This window comes from Massilia sp. CT11-137 (assembly GCF_047302885.1).
Taxonomy (GTDB): domain Bacteria; phylum Pseudomonadota; class Gammaproteobacteria; order Burkholderiales; family Burkholderiaceae_D; genus Telluria; species Telluria orientalis.
Map to the genome: position 1 here is coordinate 101,956 of NZ_JBKYMP010000001.1, position 15,958 is coordinate 117,913.

At 65.1% G+C, this 15,958-nt stretch carries 11 protein-coding genes; 4 read left to right on the forward strand and 7 right to left on the reverse strand.

Annotated features, from left to right (window positions below):
- Positions 1–49 precede the first annotated feature (49 nt).
- The 6 genes from ACEN98_RS00500 to ACEN98_RS00525 all read right to left on the reverse strand — a co-directional run bounded on the left by ACEN98_RS00500 (position 50) and on the right by ACEN98_RS00525 (position 4,991).
- Positions 50–328, reverse strand: a complete 279-nt coding sequence (locus tag ACEN98_RS00500; RefSeq protein ID WP_413380550.1) for a hypothetical protein — start codon at positions 326–328, stop codon at positions 50–52.
- A 9-nt stretch (positions 329–337) separates the two neighbouring features.
- Positions 338–1,891, reverse strand: a complete 1,554-nt coding sequence (locus ACEN98_RS00505; RefSeq protein ID WP_413380552.1) for a type II and III secretion system protein family protein — start codon at positions 1,889–1,891, stop codon at positions 338–340.
- 20 nt (positions 1,892–1,911) lie between these two features.
- Positions 1,912–2,766 carry a Flp pilus assembly protein CpaB gene (cpaB, locus tag ACEN98_RS00510; protein ID WP_413380554.1) on the reverse strand — a complete coding sequence of 285 codons (855 nt, stop codon included), beginning with the start codon at positions 2,764–2,766 and terminating at the stop codon, positions 1,912–1,914.
- Positions 2,763–4,130: an ATP-binding protein gene (locus tag ACEN98_RS00515; RefSeq protein WP_413380556.1), complete on the reverse strand. Its 1,368-nt coding sequence runs from the start codon at positions 4,128–4,130 to the stop codon at positions 2,763–2,765. Before ACEN98_RS00515 ends, cpaB begins: the two co-directional genes overlap by 4 nt.
- A gap of 94 nt (positions 4,131–4,224) precedes the next feature.
- A complete protein-coding gene (locus ACEN98_RS00520) occupies positions 4,225–4,749 on the reverse strand; it encodes a prepilin peptidase (RefSeq protein WP_413380558.1) in 525 nt (174 codons plus the stop codon).
- 62 nt (positions 4,750–4,811) lie between these two features.
- Entirely contained in the window at positions 4,812–4,991 is a 180-nt protein-coding gene (locus ACEN98_RS00525) for a Flp family type IVb pilin (protein WP_056134270.1), read from the reverse strand.
- Positions 4,992–5,379: 388 nt separating this feature from the next.
- On the opposite strand from ACEN98_RS00525, the gene ACEN98_RS00530 reads away from it, so the two are divergent.
- Positions 5,380–6,417 carry a GGDEF domain-containing protein gene (locus ACEN98_RS00530; RefSeq protein WP_413380560.1) on the forward strand — a complete coding sequence of 346 codons (1,038 nt, stop codon included), beginning with the start codon at positions 5,380–5,382 and terminating at the stop codon, positions 6,415–6,417.
- A 3-nt stretch (positions 6,418–6,420) separates the two neighbouring features.
- On the opposite strand, the gene ACEN98_RS00535 is transcribed toward ACEN98_RS00530, so the two are convergent.
- A complete protein-coding gene (locus tag ACEN98_RS00535; protein ID WP_413380562.1) occupies positions 6,421–7,641 on the reverse strand; it encodes an HD-GYP domain-containing protein in 1,221 nt (406 codons plus the stop codon).
- Between the two features lie 133 nt (positions 7,642–7,774).
- Between ACEN98_RS00535 and ACEN98_RS00540 the strand changes: the two genes are divergently transcribed.
- The 3 genes from ACEN98_RS00540 to icmF all read left to right on the forward strand — a co-directional run bounded on the left by ACEN98_RS00540 (position 7,775) and on the right by icmF (position 15,917).
- Positions 7,775–8,704: a LysR substrate-binding domain-containing protein gene (locus ACEN98_RS00540; RefSeq protein WP_413380564.1), complete on the forward strand. Its 930-nt coding sequence runs from the start codon at positions 7,775–7,777 to the stop codon at positions 8,702–8,704.
- A 177-nt stretch (positions 8,705–8,881) separates the two neighbouring features.
- The gene (locus ACEN98_RS00545; protein ID WP_413380566.1) at positions 8,882–12,457 is read left to right on the forward strand and encodes an indolepyruvate ferredoxin oxidoreductase family protein; all 3,576 of its coding nucleotides are present in this window, start codon (positions 8,882–8,884) and stop codon (positions 12,455–12,457) included.
- A gap of 160 nt (positions 12,458–12,617) precedes the next feature.
- Positions 12,618–15,917, forward strand: coding sequence for a fused isobutyryl-CoA mutase/GTPase IcmF (gene icmF, locus ACEN98_RS00550; RefSeq protein ID WP_413380568.1), 3,300 nt, complete (start codon positions 12,618–12,620; stop codon positions 15,915–15,917).
- The last annotated feature ends 41 nt before the right edge of the window (positions 15,918–15,958 follow it).

The window sequence follows — 15,958 nt, forward strand, 5'->3', positions numbered from 1 at the left end:
TTGGGACGGCGTTCGGTCAAAATCATGTCATTGAAAAAGCGCGGACGACTCACTTGCTGCCCACCCCGCCGACGACCAGTGCCTTGATCGGTTTCTCCGGTTCCTTGAACGAATTCTCGTAGCGCTCCTGGGCGATGACGGCGGCCTTGCCTTCCATGCCCGTGGCTGGATCCGTATTAGCCGCCGCGGCAGGATCGAGCATCTGCGCCGCCACGTTGGCCCGCACGGCCGTGCCGAAGTGTTCGTTGAAGCGCGGGGTTGTGTCGCACCCGTACAGCAGCATGCCCGACAGCGCCGCACATGCGATTCGCTTGCATCCGATGGCCATCGCTCTCTCCTATTTCAGTTCGAAGCCGCCCGCGCTCTGCGCAGGCGGTGCGGCCGGCGCCGGGGTCGACACGGCCGCCGTTGGCGTCGCCGGCGCCGGCCCTTCCAGGAAGCCGCCGAGCATCACGCCGGCGCGCGACGGCTCGCCCACCTTGTCGGTCGGGAGCGAGTAGCCGTTGCCGGACAGGGGCTTGACGAGGTGGGCGGTGATCACGAACACCAGCTCGGTGCGGTCCTGTTGATAATCCGCGCTGCGGAACAGGGCGCCCAGCACGGGCAGCTCGCCCAGCACCGGCAGTCCTTTCAGGTTGGCGACCAGGTTGCTCTTGATCAGGCCACCGATCGCGAAGCTCTGGCCGTCGTACAGCTGGACCGTGGTGGTGGCGCGGCGCGTCGTCACGACCGGCAGGATGGCGGTCCCGTTGAACCCGGTGGCCGACAGGCCGATGCCTTCGCGCGACAGCTCCGACACCTCGGGCGCCACGCGCAGGTTGATGCGTCCGCCGCCCAGTACCGTCGGGGTAAAACGCAGGCCGACGCCGAATTCCTTCTCTTCCAGGGTTACCCGGTTGTTGTCCTGCGCGACCGGGATATAGAATTTACCGCCCACGAGGAAGGTGCCTTCCTGGCCGCTGATCGCCATCACGTTCGGCTCGGCCAGCACGCGCACCAGGCCATCCTGCTTCTCGGCCGCGGCGGAGAAGTTTCGGTCGGCACTCTTGCCCACCGTGAGCGCTCCATGGGCCGTGCCAGTGATGAAATTCGACAGCAGCATGGCGCCCCAACTGCCGGAACTGAAGGTCCACCTGGCGCCGCCTTCCAGGCGGTCGAGCAGGCTCTTCGACACTTCGGCGATCTTGACTTCCAGCTGCACCTGCTGGGGCGCGCGCACGCCCAGCATATTGACCACCCGCGCGGTGGCCGCCACCGCGCCGCCCTGGTTCTGGCTGTCGCGCTGGTTCTGGCTCGCGGCGTCTTCCTTGTCGGGCACCGCCAGCCCGCGAAGCGGACGCCGCACGTAGGCGGAGGCCAGTTCGACGGCGCGTGCCGCGGCACTCGCGTCACTCACGGTGCCGGTCAGCACCAGCGCGTCCGACGCGGCCAGCACCTTGATGTCGTGCTCGTCCGGCATGGCGGTGGCCAGCATCGCCGCCAGGGCCGACGGGTCCATGGCCACGGTGATGTCGAGTACGCTGCACAGGCCGCTCTTGCCCTGGATGATCATGTTGGTCGTACCCACGTCGACGCCGGCGATGTACAGCGTGTCGGGCGCCACCATCAGGGCCTGCACGACGAGCGGATTGCCGACACTGCGGTGCTGGACCGGTTCGGGCAGGCGCATCAGGCTGGACTTGCCGATCTGCAGGGCCAGCTGGGCCGGCTTCGCGGCCTCGCCCTTGCAATTGGGCCCGGCCTCGGCACGCAGCGGCGCGGCGCCGGTCGGGTTGTCTGCGGACTGGGCTTTCGATTTGGCGGCCGCCCCTGCGGGTCCGGCGGCCGCCAGCGCCAGGCCGGCGACGAACAGGCAGCGAAACAGCGGTGATGGCGTCAAGCATCCGTTCATGGCTTTACCCTGGATGAAGTTCAGAAGCACTCCTGCGACATGCGCAGGCCGTTGAGCACGGTGACGCAATCACGCCGCACCGGCGCCGCCACCTTGACCAACGCCGGCGCGGGACGAGCCGTGGGTGCCGGCTTGGGCGCGGGCTTGCGCGGCGCCGGCGGCGGCGCCTCGGGCAGCAGCGTGAGCTTGGTCGCGCCTTCGGTACTGGCCGACTGCGGATCGACCTGGTTGCGCAGGGCCAGCGACAGCGTGCCCACGCTGCGCGCCAGGTCGAGCTTTTCGGCCTGCTCCGGCGTCACTTCCAGCGTGACCGCGTTGACGACCTTCGGCTTGGTCTCGTCGCGGTTGACTTCCTGGGCGACCGCCAGCACGAGAATCCGCTCCAGCACGATCTTCGAGATGTTCTGCTGGCGGGCATCGGTCCCGGGCGGCACGTCCTTCTGGGTGCTGACGATGATGTCGACGTAGTTGCCCGGCAGCGCGAAGCCCGCCACGCCGATCACGTCGTTCACGCGCACCGTGATCGCACGTTTGCCTTCCGTGATCAGTGCCGACAAGCCGCCGAGCGTGCCGGCCGGCGCCAGCTTGGTCTCGCTGACCGGCTCGCCCATCAGCAGGTTCGTCTTGAGAACGCGGCCGCCGAGTTTCTGCGGATCCGTGAAAGCACCTTTTGGCACGCTGTTGGCGGGCCAGTCGGCCAGCTTGAACATCTCGGGCGTCAGGCGCTGGCCGAGACTGATGTCGGCGGCGGCCACGACGATGCGGCCGCTGCTGCTGCCCGGCTGCTTCAGCAGCCAGCGCGATGCGAACACGACGGCCGCGAATCCGAACAGGATCGCGACGGTCATGACGAGGATGGCACGCTTGTTCTTCATTTTTGAATCTCCGTCGCGCAAGCGATGAACATGCTGCGCCAGGCTTGCTCGACCGCCGCAACCGTGAGACGCGCTTCGGTCCCGGCGAAACCGGCGAAATCGGCGACCCGGTCGAGCAGTTCGCCCGGGTAGCAGGCCAGCAGCGCGCGCCCGGATTGCGGGTGCAGCCGCTCGATCAGGTGGTCGACCGCAGTGTCCTCGACATCGATGCGGCGCAGCCGGCACTGGCGGCACAACAGGGCGCGGTAGGCATTTGCCGACCAGGCGCCGATGTCGGCCTTGTAGCCGATGCGGCGCAGCGCGGCGTCATCGAAAACGCTGGTCGGGGCCAGGTTGGTTGCGAACACCACGGCGGCATCGAACGGTACCAGTTCCGCCTGACCGCCCTGCAGCGACAATTGGTCGGTCCCCGCATCCAGCGGACCGATGAAGCGGTTCAGCAGCTCGGCCGCGGCGATGCGCTGGCGGCCCACGTCGTCGAGTACCAGCATCCCGTTGTTCGCCTGCAGGTGCGGCGGCGCGTGGTACACGCCCTGCTCCGCGTCATAGCGCAGGTCGAGCATGTCGCGCCCCAGTTCGGCGCCGACGTGGACGAGCGGACGCTGGCACACGGTCCAGCGCGCATCGCAACTGCGCCGTTCTTCCTGCTGGCGCGCGACCGGCGGCGGCGCCACGTGGACGGCGGGATCGTACAGGCGGATCACCTGGCGCCCGGCCATCAGTGCATACGGCACCGCGATAGGGCCCGGCAGCAGGCGCCCGAGCTTGCGCGCCAGCGTCGTCTTGCCGCCGCCGGACGGTCCGTACAACAGCAGCGAACGGCGCGCGTACAGCGCCGCGCCCAGCACGTCGCGCGCGGCCTGCGACAGGCCCTCGTCGCCCAGCGCACCCGCCAGTTGCGCGGGTGTGATGCGCTCCACGTCCGCATGGCGCAACGCCTGGCGTTCGACCACGGCGCGATACGATGCGAGCGTGACAGGAGCCGGGCCGACATAGCCGCAGCGCGCCATCGCGTCGGCGGCGCCGCGCTGGCCATACGCGGTCAGCTGGTATTGCATGTCGATGTCCGACTCGCCGCACCAGGCCACTTCCACCTGCTGTTCCGCGATCAGTGGATTGAGGACCTCGCGCAGCACGCTGATCGACAGCCGCAGCTTGCCGGCCAGATGGGTCAACGGGGTCTTGCCGCCGGCCTGGATTGCCTTGAGCACCAGGTCCGTCACGAAGCGCGGTTCGAGTCCGGTATCGCGCACGGTCTTTGCCTGGCGCGGCAGGACTGGCGCGATCTCCGGACCGCCCGCAGGCGCGAGCTGCGCGGCACGAAATCCCGCCGCGGTATTGTCTGTCGATAGCGTTTCAAACATCGGAACCCCCTTGCCTTGCTTGTTTTCCGAAACAGGTCAGAATGATTCTAGCGACCGGTCTTTTGGCCACCCTTGAGCTTTACCAAGAGCGGGCTCATCCATATTGAGTGACCAGAACGACGATCGTGCCGGCCGCGATGGCCAGCCCGTAGGGCATCGAACCGGCAGTTTGCGGGAGCGTCATGTCGGCTAATTTCGTGCCCGGTACGATGAGTCCGGACAGCAGGTGGCCGATGTTGACGAGGGCCAGTCGCAGGCGACTGCGCAGCAGTATCAGCAAGAGCGCCATCACCCCCCCGGCACACCATGTAAAAACGGCGATCTGGAATGCTTCGGCCGGACCGGTGAAGAAGCCGATCACGGCCATCATCTTGACGTCGCCCGCCGCCATTCCTCGCACCAGGTAGAACGGCAGGAAGATGACCAGGCCCAGCAGCATGCCGCCGACGGCGGACAGCAGGGCCGCGCCCGGTTCGGGGGACAGCAGGTGGAGGAACAGCGCACCGGTCATGCCGGCGAACAGAAGACGGTTCGGGATACGCCGCGTGGCCAGGTCGTTGACGGCGGCAATACTGACCATGAGCAGCAGCAGCGCATCGCGGTATTGGTCGATTTGCATGACGGCTCCCAAAAAAAAGCCCCCCGGGCTCGGGGACCCGGAGGGCTACCACGGCATGACGATTACGGGGTAACCAGCTTGCCTGCGACGTAGGTGAATACCCCTTCCACTTTCTCACCGACGGTTGTTGCCGCAGCAGCCATCGCCACGCCGATCAGGGCGGCGATCAAGCCATACTCGATGGCCGTTACACCGTTCTCGTCAGCAGCGAAGGTTTTGACTGCGGAGATGAAGTTGCTCATGACAAACTCCCATATGGTGGGTTAATAAGGACAGCTACCAGCCGGCGACGCTGGTCAAGTCACCACTTCCAGTTGACTTGCTGCGTTCCGTGCCAGTGAGTTCACTATAAGTTTTGATGCCACGCGGCAACTTGACCATCAACAACTTTGCTTCGCGGAACTATTTTTTGCGTGATGGAATCAAAATTCCCCTAGTCGGGGGGAGCACGTTGCAGTTTGGTTTTGAGAAAATTCACTCAGGCTAAAAAAATTGCATTTGCATAATTGCTTAGAATGCAAAAACGCTATATCCTGTTTCGCTTGCTCTTTGTGAAACGCCTGATACCTGCGAACGCGACGGCGGCTGTGCCCAGCCTGCAGGTCGGTTGATTACATTGCTGAGAACGACATGGATTCGCTTCTGAAACACATGGTGGACATGACCGGCCACCGCGATCACGCGATGCTCGATATTTCCGTGATCTCGGCAGTGCAGGAGCTGGCCGGTGCGGCGCAGACGCGCATACTGGCCATCACGACCGTGTCGGGACAGCAATATCTACGTGCGCGCGCGACCATCGTGCAGGGCGGTGCGGCGCGCCTGGAAGAATCGCAGGACGGCGTGCTGGGCGAACCGGTGGCCGCCCTCCCCGAACTCAAACGCTGCCTGGCCGAGCGCCAAGCGAGCGCGGAAGCGATCACGGCCGACGGCATGCGCGTGCTATGGCTGCCGATCTGGTTCGGCGACAAGGCCACGACGTGCCTGGAAATCCGCGACGACAAGGCGTTTTCGCACGAGACCGTGTACGTGATCGGTGGCATCGTTGGCGTCTACCGGAATTTCCAGAACCTGCTCGACTACAGCGAGCGCGATTCGCTGACCGGCCTGCTCAACCGCAAGACGTTCGACGACCAGCTGGCGCGCATGCTGCAGAATGCCCACGAACGGGATCCGCGCCTGCCGGGCCAGCCGGAGCGGCGCCAGCACCATGCCCAGGAAAAGCAATGGCTGGCCGTCGTCGACGTCGACCATTTCAAGGCCGTCAACGACAAGTTCGGCCACCTGTACGGCGACGAAGTGCTGATCCTGATCGCAAACCTGCTGCAATCGTCGTTCCGCGCCCAGGACCGCGTGTTCCGCTTCGGCGGCGAAGAGTTCGTCGTGCTGCTGCGCTCGACCACGCTCGACAATGCCTGGAAGATCATCGAGCGCTTCCGCATCAACGTCGAGAGCCATGTCTTCCCGCAGGTGGGACGGGTGACGGTCAGCGTCGGCTTCGTCAGCATCAGCGCATACGATTCGCCTGTGGTCACGCTGGGCCACGCCGACCAGGCGCTGTACTACGCGAAAAGCAATGGGCGCAACCGCGCCTGCCATTACGACGACCTCGTCGCGCACGGCCTGCTGCAGACCGTCGCCTCCAACGACACCGCCGAATTCTTCTGAGGCTCAGGCCACCTGCAGGAAACGCAGCGGGTCGACCTGCCATTTGTCGGGCGATTCGTGGCGCACGATCTTGTCGGCGCCCCCGAAGCCCACGCCACGCGCCAGGTCCACCGTCTCCGGCTTGATATAAGTCTGGCTCTTCGTGCTGTAGAACACGTTGACCTTGGGCGTGAGCAGACTCGTTTCGTGCGGCTCGACGACCACGGCCAGCCGGCCAGATTCCAGCAGGACGAGCGTCCCGACCGGATAAATGCCGACGCAACGCATGAATTCCTGCGTCAGCGCGGGATTGAAATGGAATTTGCTCCACTCGTACATCTTGCGCAGCGCCTCGGCCGCCGGGATGCCCTTGTGGTAGCAGCGATCGGCCGTGATGGCATCGTAGACGTCGACGATCGCGGCCATCTGCGCGAGCTCGCTGATCTCCTGTTCGCCCTGGCGGTCCGGATAACCCGTGCCGTCGCGCCGCTCGTGGTGGTGCAAGGTGATGTCGAGAGGGATCGGACCGATCTCGGACGAACGGCGCAGGATGTCGTAGCCGTCCCTGGGGTGGCGGCGCACGATCTCGAATTCCTCGTCGGTCAGGCGGCCCGGCTTGTTCAGGATGGCGTCCGGCACCAGGGCCTTGCCCGTATCGTGCAGCAGGCCGCCGAGACCGGCCTGGTACGTGGTCGCGGCATCCAGCTTGCGCGAACGACAGAAGGCGACCAACAGGGTGCAGACGCTGACCGAGTGCAGGAATGTGTAATCGTCCTTGGTCTTGATGGCGGACAGCCCCAGCAACGCGGATGAATTGCGCAGGATCGAGGCGGTGATGCTCTCGACCATTGGCGACACCTTGTCCATTTCCACCGCCTTGCCCAGGCGCGCATCCTGCATCACGGTCTTGACGAGGCCGGCGGCCTGGCGCCGGATCGCCAGGGCACGGCCGAATTCCTCGGCCAGCGTCGTGCGCAGCGGCGCCACCGGTTTGGCGGCGATCGCGGCAACCTCGGCCTCCGTTGCGGCTTCCGCTTCCGCCACCGTCGGCGCATCGGCCACGTCCAGGCCGCGCGTGCAGTCGATCGTCACGGAGCGGATGCCGGACGTCACGATCTTGCGGATCTCATCCTCGGAGGTGAGGAGGAAGCGGTTGCGGACGAAAGGATGCTCCATCCAGCCGCAATCGAGGTCATGGATGAACATCCCTACGCGCAACCGGGAAGAAGCGACTTTCTTGAGCATGGGCGTCCAGAAGGTGTGTGTTAATCTCGCCGCGACCGACGTCGTTCAAGTATAACAACTTGATCTCGGGAAACTTTTTAATAATAAACTTTTGGTTGCGTTTTGTAGCCATAAAGATACAAGTATTTGCAAGATGGAACTCCGTCAGCTGCGCTATTTCGTTGCCATCGTGGACCATGGGTCGCTGTCGCGTGCCGCACTGGTCCTGCACGTGGCGCAGCCGGCGCTGACCCAGCAATTGCGCCAGCTGGAAGAGGAATTGGGCGTGCAACTGCTGCATCGCTCGGCACAAGGCGTACTCAACACCGACGCCGGCAAAGTGTTCTACGAACATGCACAAGCCATCCTCAAGCAGGTGGCGGATGCGCAGGCCGCCGTCGTGCAATCGGCCGAACGGCCATCGGGCAGCGTCACGCTCGGCCTGCCGCACAGTATTTCGGACGCCCTCGCACTGCCGCTGTTGACGGCCATCCGCCAGCGCTACCCGGAAATCACGCTTCAGCTGACCGAGGAAATCACCGGCAGCCTCGCCGAGCAGTTGCGTGCCGGTCGCATCAACCTGGCCGTGCTGTTCGACGATGGCCAGCTCGGCAGCTTCACCGCCATTCCGCTCGTCGAGGAAGAACTGCGCTTCATCTGCCGCGCCGACGCGACCGCCGCGGCGGGCCATGACAGCCTGACCCTGCGCGATGCGTTGGACACCACCCTGATCCTGCCGGGCCTGCAGCATGGCGTGCGGCCGCGCATCGAAAGCACGGCGCGCGCCGCGGGTCTGGCCACACATGGCGTCATCGAAATCAACTCGATCGCGATCCTGAAATCGGCCATCCTCGCCGGCATGGGCGCCACCATCCTGCCCGTCGCGCCGGTGCTGACGGAGGTCGAACGCGGGGCCATGCGCGCGCTGGCCATCCGCGATCCCGCCATCGCGCGCACCGTCGTCCTGTGCACCTCGCGCAATATCCCGCTCACGAATGCGGCGGCGGCCGTCAGCCGCCTCGTGGTCCAGGTGGCGCACGATCTGTGCGCCGAGGGCCGCTGGATCGGCGCACGGAAAGTGTAGTCCGAGCCATCATTTTTTCTTATGGCTCCATCCCCATTCCGTATTTCCGTATACGTCAACTTGTCTCTACACTTGGTGTAACAGCCGCCAAAGCGGCACCCGGACCCATTCCGGCCAGCGCCTACCCGGCGCGCCTCCGGCACGGGTCCATCTGAAAACACAAAGTTTGGAGACACCATGCCTGACACCGTCCTGGGCCAGGGCGCATCCGCGTCCATCCCTGCCGTGCCCGCCGTTCCCGCCCCCCTCAAAGACGTCAGCCTCGACGACAAGTACACCGCCACCTCCGGCAAGATCTTCCTGTCCGGCATCCAAGCCCTCGTGCGCCTGCCGATGATCCAGAAACTGCGCGACGAGCAGGCCGGCCTGAACACCGCGGGCTTCGTCTCCGGCTACCGCGGCTCGCCGCTGGGCGGCCTGGACGAGAACCTGTGGAAGGCCAAGGGTCACCTGGAAGCGAAATCCATCCAGTTCGTGCCGGGCGTGAACGAGGACCTGGCCGCGACAGCCGTCTGGGGCACGCAGACCGTGGACCTGATCGGCCCGGCGAAGTACGACGGCGTGTTCGCGATGTGGTACGCGAAAGGTCCGGGCGTGGACCGCTGCGGCGACGTCTTCAAGCACATGAACCATGCCGGCACGGCGAAGAACGGCGGCGTGCTGCTCGTCGCGGGCGACGACCACGGCGCCTATTCGTCGACCCTGCCGCACCAGTCCGACCATATTTTCGCCGCCTGCATGATCCCCGTGCTGTATCCGTCCAACGTGCAGGAATACCTGGACCTGGGCGTGCACGGCTGGGCGATGTCGCGCTTTTCCGGCCTGGCCGTCGCGTTCAAGGCGCTGGCCGACACGGTGGAATCCAGCGCCTCGGTCGACGCCGATCCGTTCCGCGTCGACGTGAAAATCCCGCAGGACTTCGCGATGCCGGAAGGCGGGCTGAATACGAAGCTCTCGTCCATCCCGCTGGGCCAGCAGGCGCGCAATCAGGAAGCCCTGATGCAGGACTACAAGATCTATGCGGCGCTCGCCTATGCGCGTGAAAACAAGCTGAATCGCACGACGATCGACAGCCCGGATGCGAAGCTCGGCATCATCGCGTCGGGTAAATCGTACGTGGACGTGCTGGAAGCGCTGGAAGAACTGGGCATCGACGAAGCGATGGCGGCACAAGTCGGCCTGCGCCTGTTCAAGGTGGCGATGATCTGGCCGCTGGAGCCGGAAGGCGTGCGCGAATTCGCGCAAGGCCTGGACGAGATCCTCGTCGTCGAAGAGAAGCGCCAGGTCGTCGAATACCAGCTCAAGGAACAGCTCTATAACTGGCGCGACGACGTGCGTCCGCGCGTGATCGGCAAGTTCGACGAAAAGGGAGAATGGGTCGCGCCGCGCGGCGAATGGCTGCTGCCGCCGAAGGCCGATTTCTCCGTCGCGCAGGTGGCGCGCGTGATCGCCGGCCGCATCACCCGCCTTGCCCTCGACGACCGCACGCGCGACCTGATCAAGGCCCGTCTCGCGTTCCTGGAAGCGAAGGACGCGGTCTTGAAAAAGGCCGTGACGACGCCGTTCCGCCCCGCTTTCTACTGCTCCGGCTGCCCGCACAACACGTCGACGAAGGTGCCGGAAGGGTCGTTCGCGCTGGCCGGCATCGGTTGCCACGTGATGGCCACGTCGATCTACCCGGAGATGAACAAGCTCACGACGCACATGGGCGGCGAAGGCGCGCCGTGGATCGGCCAGGCCGCGTTCTCCACGGTGCCGCACGTGTTCCAGAACCTGGGCGACGGCACCTATTTCCACTCGGGCTATCTCGCCGTGCGCGCCGCCATCGCGGCCAAGGTCAACATCACCTATAAAATCCTGTACAACGACGCAGTCGCGATGACGGGCGGCCAGCCGGTCGACGGCACCACGTCCGTGCCGCTGATCGCGCGCCAGATGGCGGCCGAAGGCGTCAAGCGCATCGCACTCGTCACGGAAGACCTGTCGCGTTATGAAGACCGTTCCGCGCTGCCGGCGGAAGTGACGCTGTACGACCGCAGCAGGATGGACGACGTGCAGCGCGAGCTGCGCGAGATCCCCGGGGTGACGGTCCTGATCTACGACCAGACCTGCGCGGCCGAGAAACGGCGGCGCCGCAAAAAGGGCGAGTTCCCGGACGTGGCGAAACGCATGGTGATCAACGAGGCCGTGTGCGAAGGCTGCGGCGATTGCGGCGTGCAGTCGAACTGCGTCTCGATCCTGCCGAAGGAAACGGAATTCGGCCGCAAGCGCGCCATCGACCAGTCGGCGTGCAACAAGGATTATTCGTGCGCCAAGGGCTTCTGCCCGAGCTTCGCCACCGTCGAAGGGGGCACGCTGAAGAAGAACAAGGCCGGCGCCAGCAGGAAGGATGGCGATGATGACTGGGGTCCGCTGCCGACGCCCGCCCTCCCCTCGATCGCGGCGCCCTACAACATCCTGATCAACGGCATCGGCGGCACCGGCGTCATCACCGTCGGCGCGCTGATGGGCATGGCGGCCCACCTCGAAGGCAAGGGTGCGTCCGTCCTGGACATGACGGGCATGAGCCAGAAGAACGGCTCCGTCACGTCGCACGTGAAGATCGCCGAGACGCCGGAACGCCTGCGCGCCCAGCGCATCGCGACCGGCGAGGCCGACCTCGTGCTGGGTTGCGACATGCTGACGGCCGGCGCGGCCGACGCCATCTCGAAGATGCGCCCGGGCCGCACGATGGTCGTCGTCAACCTGCACGAGCAGCCGACCGGCACCTTCGCCCAGCAGAGAGATTGGGAATTCCCGGCCGACCAGGTCCGTGCGCTGATCGTGGAAGCGGTCGGCGGCGAGGCCGGCGTCGACTTCCTCGACGCGACGAAGCTGGCGACGGCGCTGATGGGCGATTCGATCGCCGCCAACCTGTTCATGCTGGGCTATGCGTGGCAGAAGGGCCTCGTGCCGCTGTCGGAAGCATCGCTGCTGCGTGCCATCGAACTGAACGGCGTCGCCATCGCATCGAACCAGCGCAGCTTCCTGTGGGGCCGCCGCGCCGCCGTCGACCTGCAACGCGTCGAACGCACTGCGATCCCGGCGCAGCCGGTGTTGCTGCAAATGCCGCAGAGCCTCGACAGCGTGATCAGGAAACGCGTCGAATTCCTGACCGGTTACCAGGACGCGGCCTATGCGGCGCAGTACGAAACGCTGGTCGCGCGCGTGCGCGAACGCGAGTCGGCGCTCAAGCTGGGCAACAAGCTCTCGATGGCCGTGGCGAAATCGTATGCCAGGCTGATGGCCTACAAGGACGAGTACGAAGTGGCGCGCCTGTACACGGACGGCCGTTTCGTGGAACAGCTGCAAAGCCAGTTCGACGGCAAGTTCAGCGTGAAATTCAACCTGGCCCCGCCGCTGTTCGCGAAGAAGGATGCCAAGGGCCACCTCGTGAAAGCCGAATTCGGGTCGTGGATGTGGGGTGCGTTCAAGCTGCTCGCGAAGCTGAAAGGACTGCGCGGCACGGCGTTCGACGTGTTCGGCTACACGGCCGAGCGCAAGATGGAGCGCGCCCTCGTCACCGAATACCGTGACATGATCGAGGCGCAGCTGGCGTCGCTGGATGCCGCGAACCACGGCGTCGCCGTCGAACTGGCGGCACTGCCGGAGCAGATCCGCGGTTTCGGGCACGTCAAGGAGAAGGCCGTGGCCGAGTATCGGGCGCGCAGGCAGGAGCTACTTTCCGGCAGCATCAAAAAACGCGCTGCGTAATGCACGGTGGGCTCGGGGAGCCCACCCTACGGCAAGCAAGAAGTAGGGTGGGCACCCCGTGCCCACCAAACGCACATCAATGAGCCATTCTTGACGTTTACGTTAACGTCATATACCGTACAAAGAACCCCCAGTTCGCTTCCGTTTTCCAAGGAACACCATGAACGACATCACGCCTTCCGCCAAGCTCGACCTGCCGGAGCACGCCAAACTGTCCAACAAAGTCCGCTTCGTCACCGCCGCCTCGCTGTTCGACGGCCACGACGCCTCGATCAACATCATGCGCCGCATCCTGCAGGCGAACGGCGCCGAAGTCGTGCACCTGGGCCATAATCGCTCGGTCGACGAGGTCGTCACCGCGGCGCTGGCCGAGGACGTGCAAGGCATCGCCATCTCCAGCTACCAGGGCGGCCACGTCGAATATTTTAAATACATGATCGACCTGCTGCGCCAGCGCGGCGGCGCCCACATCAAGGTGTTCGGTGGCGGCGGCGGCGTCATCGTCCCGCACGAGATCGAAGAACTGCATGCCTATGGCGTCACGCGCATCTTCTCGCCGGAAGACGGCCAGCGCATGGGCCTCGTCGGCATGATCCGCTCGATGCTGGAAGCGTGCGACGTCGACCTGTCGAGCTATGCGCCGACCACGCTCGAGCCGCTGCAGACGGGTCCGATCGAGCAGCGCCACCGCCCGCTCGCGCAACTGATCACGGCGCTGGAAAACGGCAAGGCGTCCAGCGACCTGCGCAAGCGCATCATGGACACGGCCGAAAGCCTGAAGGTCCCCGTGCTGGGCATCACGGGCACGGGCGGCGCCGGCAAATCGTCGCTGACGGATGAACTGATCCGCCGCATCCGCCTCGACCAGGGCGACCGCCTGAACATTGCCGTGATTTCCATCGACCCGTCGCGCCGCAAATCCGGCGGCGCGCTGCTGGGCGACCGCATCCGCATGAACGCGATCAATCCGTGGAACAAGGATGGGGAAATGCGGACACGCGTGTTCATGCGCTCGCTCGCCACGCGCGAGGCGGGTTCCGAGATTTCGCAGGCGCTGCCCGACGTGATCGCCGCGTGCAAGGTCGCGGACTTCGATCTCGTCATCGTCGAGACGTCCGGCATCGGCCAGGGCGACGCCGCCATCGTGCCGCACGTGGACGTGTCGATGTACGTGATGACGCCGGAATTCGGCGCCGCGTCGCAGCTCGAGAAGATCGACATGCTGGACTTCGCCGACTTCATCGCCATCAACAAGTTCGACCGCAAGGGCGCCCAGGACGCGCTGCGCGACGTGGCCAAGCAGGTCCAGCGCAACAAGGAATTGTGGAGCAAGTCGCCGGACGAGATGCCCGTCTACGGCACGCAGGCCTCGCGCTTCAACGATGACGGTGTCACCGCGCTGTACCTCGGCCTACTGCCGGCGCTGGCGGAACTCGGCCTGAAGATAGCCACGCCGAAGCTGCCGAAACCCGCCACCAGATACTCGAGCGGCAGGAACGTGATCGTGCCGCCCGCGCGCGCGCGCTACCTGGCCGAGATCGCGGACACCGTGCGCGGCTACCACCGCAACGTCGGCAAGCAGGTCAAGCTCGCGCGCGAGCGCCAGCAGCTGACGGAGACGCAGCGCATGCTGGCCGCCGCCAACCGTGAGGTGGTCCTCGACGACCTGATCACGGAACGCGACAACGCGATGGAAGGCGAGGCGAAGAAGCTGCTCGCGTCCTGGCCGCAGCTGCAAGAGACTTATGCGGGCGACGAGCACGTCGTGAAAATCCGCGACAGGGAAATCCGCACGAACCTCACCTACACGACGCTGTCCGGCAACAAGGTGCGCAAGGTCGCCCTGCCCCGCTTCGAAGACCATGGCGAGATCCTGCGCTTCCTGATGCTGGAAAACGTGCCGGGCGCGTTCCCGTACACGGCCGGCGTGTTCCCCTTCAAACGCGAGGGCGAGGATCCGACGCGCATGTTCGCCGGCGAAGGCGATGCGTTCCGCACGAACCGCCGTTTCAAGCTCGTCTCGCAGGGCATGGACGCGAAACGCCTGTCGACGGCGTTCGACTCCGTCACCCTGTACGGCGCCGACCCGGCGCTGCGGCCGGACATCTACGGCAAGGTCGGCAACTCCGGCGTGTCGATCGCGACGCTCGACGACATGAAGGTGCTGTACGACGGCTTCGACCTGTGCAGCCCTGCTACGTCCGTGTCGATGACGATCAACGGCCCGGCGCCGACCATCCTCGCGATGTTCATGAACACCGCGATCGACCAGCAGCTCGACAGGTTCGAGCGCGACAACGGTCGCAAGCCGAACGCCGACGAAACCGCGACGATCCGTGCCTGGGTGCTGGCCAATGTGCGCGGCACCGTCCAGGCTGACATCCTGAAGGAAGACCAGGGCCAGAACACCTGCATCTTCTCGACCGAGTTCTCGCTGAAGGTCATGGGCGACATCCAGGAGTATTTCGTGCATCACCAGGTGCGCAATTTCTACTCGGTGTCGATCTCGGGCTACCACATCGCGGAAGCGGGCGCGAACCCGATCTCGCAGTTGGCCTTCACCCTGTCGAACGGGTTTACCTTCGTCGAAGCCTACCTCGCGCGCGGCATGCACATCGACGACTTCGCGCCGAACCTATCGTTCTTCTTTTCGAACGGCATGGACCCGGAATACACGGTGCTGGGCCGCGTGGCACGCCGCATCTGGGCCGTCGCGATGCGCGACAAGTACGGCGCGAACGACCGCTCGCAAAAGCTGAAGTACCACGTCCAGACATCGGGCCGCTCGCTGCACGCGCAGGAGATCGACTTCAACGACATCCGGACGACCTTGCAGGCGCTGATCGCGATCTACGACAACTGCAACTCGCTGCACACGAACGCCTACGACGAGGCGATCACGACGCCGACCGACGAATCCGTCCGCCGCGCGCTTGCGATCCAGCTGATCATCAACCGCGAATGGGGCCTGGCCAGGAACGAGAACCCGAACCAGGGCTCGTTCATCCTCGAGGAACTGACGGACCTCGTCGAGGAAGCCGTGCTGCAGGAATTCGAACGCATCGCCGAACGCGGCGGCGTGCTCGGTGCGATGGAAACGGGCTACCAGCGCGGCAAGATCCAGGAAGAGTCGATGCTGTACGAGCACCGCAAGCACGACGGGACGCTCCCCATCATCGGCGTCAACACCTTCCGCAATCCGAAGGCGGCACAGGCCCCGGCGACGATCGAACTGGCCCGTTCCACCGACGACGAGAAGCAGTCGCAGCTCACGCGCCTGGAAGACTTCCACCGCCGCCATGCGGACGAGGCACCGGCCGCGCTGGCCGCGCTGCAACAGGCCGCCATCGACAACGAGAACGTGTTTGCCCGCCTGATGGACGCCGTACGCGTCTGCTCATTGGGCCAGATCACGACGGCCTTGTTCGAGGTGGGCGGACAGTATCGCCGCAATATGTAGTCCTGCCCTAGAATGGCTCCGGGGACCATCACCGGAGCCAT